General features: G+C 71.8%; 2 protein-coding genes. Both read left to right on the forward strand.

Annotated elements, in window-relative coordinates:
* Positions 1 to 663: phosphopantetheine-binding protein (locus J5Y04_RS40955; protein ID WP_209417638.1), on the forward strand; the 663-nt coding region annotated here is incomplete at its 5' end.
* Positions 660 to 6,032, forward strand: a 5,373-nt coding sequence (locus J5Y04_RS40960; RefSeq protein WP_209417639.1) for a non-ribosomal peptide synthetase, incomplete at its 3' end; no start/stop codon positions are given. The genes J5Y04_RS40955 and J5Y04_RS40960, both read left to right, overlap by 4 nt.

Genomic DNA, 6,032 nt, shown 5'->3' on the forward strand with positions numbered 1-6,032 from the left:
TGGAGCGCCGACGGGCGGTTGGTGTTCGCGGGGCGTGCGGATGAGCAGGTGAAGATCCGCGGGTTCCGGATCGAGCCGGGTGAGGTCGCCGCGGTCGTGGCGGAGCACCCGGACGTGGTCCACGCCGTGGTGGTGGCGCGCGAGGACACGCCGGGTGACAAGCGCCTGGTTGCCTACGTCGTCGCCTCGCCCGACGCAGACAATGACGAACTGACCGCACACATCAGGGAGTTCGTTGCCACCCGTCTGCCGTCGCACATGGTGCCGTCGGCGGTGGTGGTGCTGGACGCGCTGCCGCTGACGGTGAACGGGAAGCTGGACCGCAAGGCTCTGCCCGCCCCCGAGTACACCGGATCGGGAACGCCGGGTCGGGCGCCGGTGAACGCCCAGGAGGAGCTGCTCTGCCAGGCGTTCGCCGAGGTCCTGGGTGTGGAGGCCGTCGGCGTCGAGGACGACTTCTTCGCCCTCGGTGGCCACTCCCTCCTGGTCATGCGCCTGGCGGGCCGGTTGCGGACCGACCTGGGGGTGGACCTGCCGCTGCCGACGCTGTTCGAGGTACCGACCCCGGCCGGGCTCGCGGCCTGGCTCGCCGACAGGAGTGCCGGCCCGAAGAAGGCCAGGCCCACGCTGCGGCCGATGCGCAAGCAGGAGGAGTCCCGATGATCCCGTTGTCCTTCTCACAGAGTCGGCTCTGGTTCCTGGCGCAGCTGGCGGGGCCGAACGCGACCTACAACAACCGCATGGTCCTGCGGCTGACCGGCAAGCTGGACCACGGGGCGCTGGGTGCGGCCCTGCGGGACGTCGTCGGACGGCACGAGGTTCTGCGTACGACGTTCCCCCTGGTTGACGGTCAGCCCTGCCAGCAGGTCATCGAGCTGGATGCCCTGCCGTGGGAGCTGTCGGTGGTCGAGGTCGTCGACTCCGGCCGGCCGAGCGACCGGGGCGACCGTGGCGGCCGGGGCGTGCTGGGCGGTCTGGATCTGGCCACGGCCGAGGCGTCGGATGAGCTTCCGGGACGGACGGTCGCCGCGGCGGAGCTGGCCGGCGCGGTGGCGCGGGCGACGGCGTACGCGTTCGACCTGGCGTCGGAGGCACCGCTGCGGGCCTGGTTGTTCGCCGTTCGCCCGGACGAGCACCTGCTGGTCCTGGTGGTGCACCACATCGTCTGGGACGACTGGTCGATCGGCCCGCTGGCGCGGGACCTGTCGGCGGCCTACACGGCGAGGCTTGCCGGTGCCGCTCCGGTCTGGGAGCCGTTGCCGGTGCAGTACGCGGACTACACCCTCTGGCAGCGCGAGGTGCTCGGGGGCGAGGACGACCCGGACAGCGTGATGTCCGGACAGCTGGCCTACTGGCGTGAGGCGCTGGCCGGACTCCCGGAGGAGCTGGAGCTGCCGGCGGACCGGACGCGTCCGGAGTTGCCGGGCCATCGCGGCCACAGCGTTCCCGTCCGGGTTCCGGCGGACGTTCACCGGCGCTTGGCCGAGCTTGCGCGGGAACGCGGGGCGACCCTGTTCATGGTGCTTCAGGCCGGGTTGTCGGTGACGCTCTCGCGCCTCGGGGCGGGGCAGGACATCCCGATCGGCTCGGCGATCGCCGGGCGGATGGACGAGGCGCTGAACGAGCTCGTCGGGTTCTTCGTCAACAACGTCGTGATCCGCACCGACCTGTCCGGCGACCCGACGTTCGTCGAGGCCCTGGAGCGCGTGCGTGTGACCACGCTGGGCGCTTTCGGGCACCACGAGGTGCCGTTCGAGCGGCTGGTCGAGGAGCTCTCCCCGGCCCGGTCCCTGGCCCGTCACCCGCTCTTCCAGGTGATGCTCACGGTGCAGAGCGCCGGTTCGGCCGGGGCGGACGCCGGCTCGGTGCTTCAACTGCCCGACGTCCTGGCCGAGGAGGTCGTGCTCGGACGCCAGGCGGCCAAGTTCGACCTCGAATTCGTGCTGTCCGAGGTGTTCGACGAACGGGGTGGACCTGCGGGGGTGCGTGGCGCGCTCACCGCGGCGGCGGACCTGTTCGACCCGGCGACGGCGGAGCGGATCGCGGACGGCCTCGTGCGAGTGCTGTCGGCGATGGCCGGTGACCCGCTGGCCCGTGTGAACCGGGTGGAGGTGCTGGACCCGGCCGAACGCGACCAGGTGCTGGAGGGGTGGAACCGGACCGCGCAGCCGCTGCCGGAGCTGATGGTCCCGCAGTCGTTCGAGGTGCAGGCGGCACGGACGCCGGACGCGGTGGCGCTCGTGGTGGACGGCACTGAGGTGTCCTACGGAGAGCTGGCGACCCGGGCCAACCGGCTGGCGCACTACCTGGTCGGCCAGGGTGTCGGCCCGGAGGCGGTGGTGGGCATCTGCCTGCCGCGCGGAGCGGACACGATCGCGGCGATCCTGGCGGTGTGGAAGGCGGGCGCCGCCTACCTGCCGATCGACCCGGCGCAGCCGGCGGACCGGATCGCCTACCTGCTGGCCGACAGCGGGGCGGACCTCGTGCTGCGCCGAGCCGCGGCACAGCCGGAATCGGTGATCGCGGACCCGGCCGAGAGGGGACCACGCACCATTGCCCTGGACGACCCGGTGGTGGCGGCCGAACTGGCCGGACAGCCGGACAGCTCGCCCGAACTGGAGCTTCTGGCAGACGGGTTGGCCTACGTCGTCTACACGTCGGGGTCGACGGGGCGTCCGAAGGGTGTGGGGGTGACGCACGGGGCGTTGGCGAACTATGTGGGGTCGGTGCCGTCGCGGGTGGGGTTCGGTGTGCCGGGGGGGCGTTATGCGTTGTTGCAGGCGCAGGCGACGGACCTGGGGAACACGGTGCTGTTCGCGAGTCTGGCGACCGGTGGTGAGCTGCACATCCTCCCCGAGGAGGCGGTGACGGATCCGGCGGCAGTGGCGGCGTACTTTGCCGAGCACCGGATCGACTTCGTGAAGGTGGTTCCCTCGCACCTTTCCGCGCTGGCCGCTGTGGCCGGACCGGGGGGTGTGCTGCCCGCGGCGTCGTTGGTGCTGGGCGGAGAGGCCGCCCCGGCCGCGCTGGTGGAGGGTCTGCTGGAGGCGGCGGGCGAGCGTGGGGTGTTCAACCACTATGGGCCGACGGAGGCGACGATCGGTGTCGCGACGACCCGGCTGACGGCGGAGTCGGTGGCGTCCGGTGTGGTGCCGGTGGGTCGTCCGGTCGGGAACACGCGGTTGTTCGTGTTGGACGGGTTCCTCCAGCCGGTGGCGCCGGGGGTTGCGGGTGAGTTGTACGTCGCGGGTGTGCAGTTGGCGCGCGGCTATGTGGGTCGTCCTGGGCTGACGGCCGAGCGGTTCGTGGCCTGCCCGTTCTCCGCCTCGGGTGAGCGGATGTACCGGACGGGTGACCGGGCGCGTTGGACGGCGGACGGCAGTGTGGTGGTGCTGGGGCGTGCGGACGACCAGGTGAAGGTGCGGGGTTTCCGGATCGAGCCGGGCGAGGTGGAGGCGGTGCTGGCCGCCCATCCGGGCGTGGCGCAGGCGGCGGTCGTCGCCCGCGAGGACACCCCCGGAGACCGCCGGCTGGTCGCCTACGTGGTCGCTGCCGACGAGGCGGCCGACGAACTCGCCGCAGCTGTGCGCGACTTCGCCGTCTCCAGGCTTCCGGAGCACATGGTGCCGTCGGCGGTGGTGGTGCTGGACGCGCTGCCGCTGACGGGCAACGGCAAGCTGGACCGCAGGGCGCTGCCGGCGCCGGACTTCGCCGCCGTGGCGGGTGCCGGCCGGGGTCCGGTGTCGGTGCAGGAGGAGATCCTGTGTGCCGCGTTCGCGCGGGCCCTGGGCCTGGAGAACGTCGGTGTCGACGACAACTTCTTCACTCTGGGCGGGCATTCGCTGCTGGCCGTCTCGCTGGTGGAGGACCTGCGAAGGCAGGGCGTCTCCGTCTCGGTGCGGGCGCTGTTCCAGAGCTCGACGCCTGCCGGACTGGCGGCCGCGTCCGGCGCCGAGCGGGTTGCCGTCCCGCCGAACCTGATCCCCGAGGGCGCTGACGAGATCACGCCCGGGATGCTGCCGCTGGTGGACCTGGACGAAACCGAGGTCGCCCGTCTGGTGGCGCGCATCCCGGGTGGTGCGGCGAACATTGCGGACGTCTACCCCCTCGCGCCGCTCCAGGAAGGCATTCTCTTCCATCATCTGATGGCCGATCAGCACTCGACGGACGTCTACGCGAAGCCGATGGTGCTGGGATTCGACTCGCGCGAGCGCCTGGATGCGTTTCTCGTCGCGCTCCAGCAGGTGGTGGACCGGCACGACGTGTACCGCACGGCGATCGTCTGGGAGGACCTCCGCGAGCCCGTCCAGGTCGTCACCCGGCGGGCCGAGCTCCCGGTTGAGCAGGTCGAGTTGAATCCGCAGGAACCCGACCTGGTCGGCCAGTTGGTGGCTGCGGGCGGGGGCGGGATCGACCTCACCGCCGCCCCGCTCATCCGGGTGCTGACGGCGGCCGGGGAGGTCGCCGGCGAGTGGCTCGCGCTGGTGCGCATCCACCACCTGGTGCAGGACCACACCACGATCGACGTGGTGCTCGGCGAGCTCCGCGCCATCCTGTCGGGCAACGGCGACGCGCTCCCGGAGCCGCTGCCGTTCCGCAGCTTTGTTGCTCAGGCCCGGCTCGGTGTGTCGCAGGAGGAGCACGAGCGGTACTTCGCCGGGCTGCTGGGCGATGTGGAGGAGACGACGGCGCCGTTCGGGCTGGTCGACGTGCGCGGGGACGGCACCGGTTCCGAGCAGGCGCAGCTGACGCTGGACGGAGAACTGTCCACCCGTCTCCGGGAGTTGGCCCGTGCGCGCGGGGTGAGTCCGGCGACGGTGTTCCACCTGGCGTGGGCGCGGGTGCTGGCGACCGTCTCGGGCCGGGACGACGTGGTGTTCGGCACGGTGCTGTTCGGGCGGATGGACTCCGGCGCCGGCTCGGACCGGGTGCCGGGTCTTTTCCTCAACACGCTCCCGGTTCGCGTCCGGGTCGGGTCGGCCACGGTCGACGAGGCACTTGACGGCCTGCGCCACCAGCTGGCCGAGCTGCTGGTGCACGAACACGCGCCGCTGGCCGTGGCGCAGCGGGCCAGTGCGATGCCGGGTTCGAGTCCGCTGTTCAGCTCCGTCTTCAACTACCGCTACAACCGGTCCGCCGTCGGTGGTCCCGATCAGGACGGGGGCACCGGCCTCGAAGGCGTGCGGGTGCTCTATCTCTGGGACCGCTCGAACTACCCCCTGAACGTGTCCGTGGGAGACCGGGGAACCGGGTTCGAGGTGACGGTCCACGCCGCGGCTCCGGCCGACCCGGCGCGGGTCGGCGTCCTGTTGCAGACGGCGTTGGCCAATCTGCTCTCGGCGTTGGAGGGGGAGCCGGGGACGCGGTTGTCGGCGGTGGGGGTGTTGGGGGCGCGGGAGCGTGCCCTGGTGGTGGAGGAGTGGGCCGGGACGGCGGTGGAGTTGCCGGGTGGTCTGGTGCCCGACTTGTTCGAGGCGCAGGTGGCGCGGGTGCCGGGTGCGGTGGCGGTGTCGTGCGACGGGGTGGAGGTGTCGTTCGCGGAGCTGGATGCGCGGGCGAACCGGCTGGCGCGGTATCTGGTGGCGCAGGGGGTGGGTGCGGAGTCGTTGGTGGGTCTGTGCCTGCCGCGGGGTGTGGAGATGGTGGTGGCGGTCCTTGCGGTGTGGAAGGCGGGGGCGGGGTATCTGCCGGTGGATCCGGAGTATCCGGCGGAGCGGGTGGCGTTCATGCTGCGTGACAGCCGGGCGGTGCTGACGCTGACGACGGAGGAGTTGCTGGACGATCTGCCGGCGGGGCGGATGCGTCTGGTGGCGTTGGACGGTGCGTTGGTGCGGATGCAGTTGGCCGGGTTGCCGGCCACTGCGCCGGGTGTCGTGGCACGTGCGGATGGGCTGGCGTATGTGATCTATACGTCGGGTTCGACGGGGCGTCCGAAGGGTGTGGCGGTTACGCACGGCGGGTTGGCGAACTATGTGTCGTGGGCTGTGGGTGCGTACGGGATGGCGGGGGGTGGTGGTGCGCCGTTGCATTCG

It is taken from the genome of Kitasatospora sp. RG8, assembly GCF_017813315.1.
Classification (GTDB): domain Bacteria; phylum Actinomycetota; class Actinomycetes; order Streptomycetales; family Streptomycetaceae; genus Kitasatospora.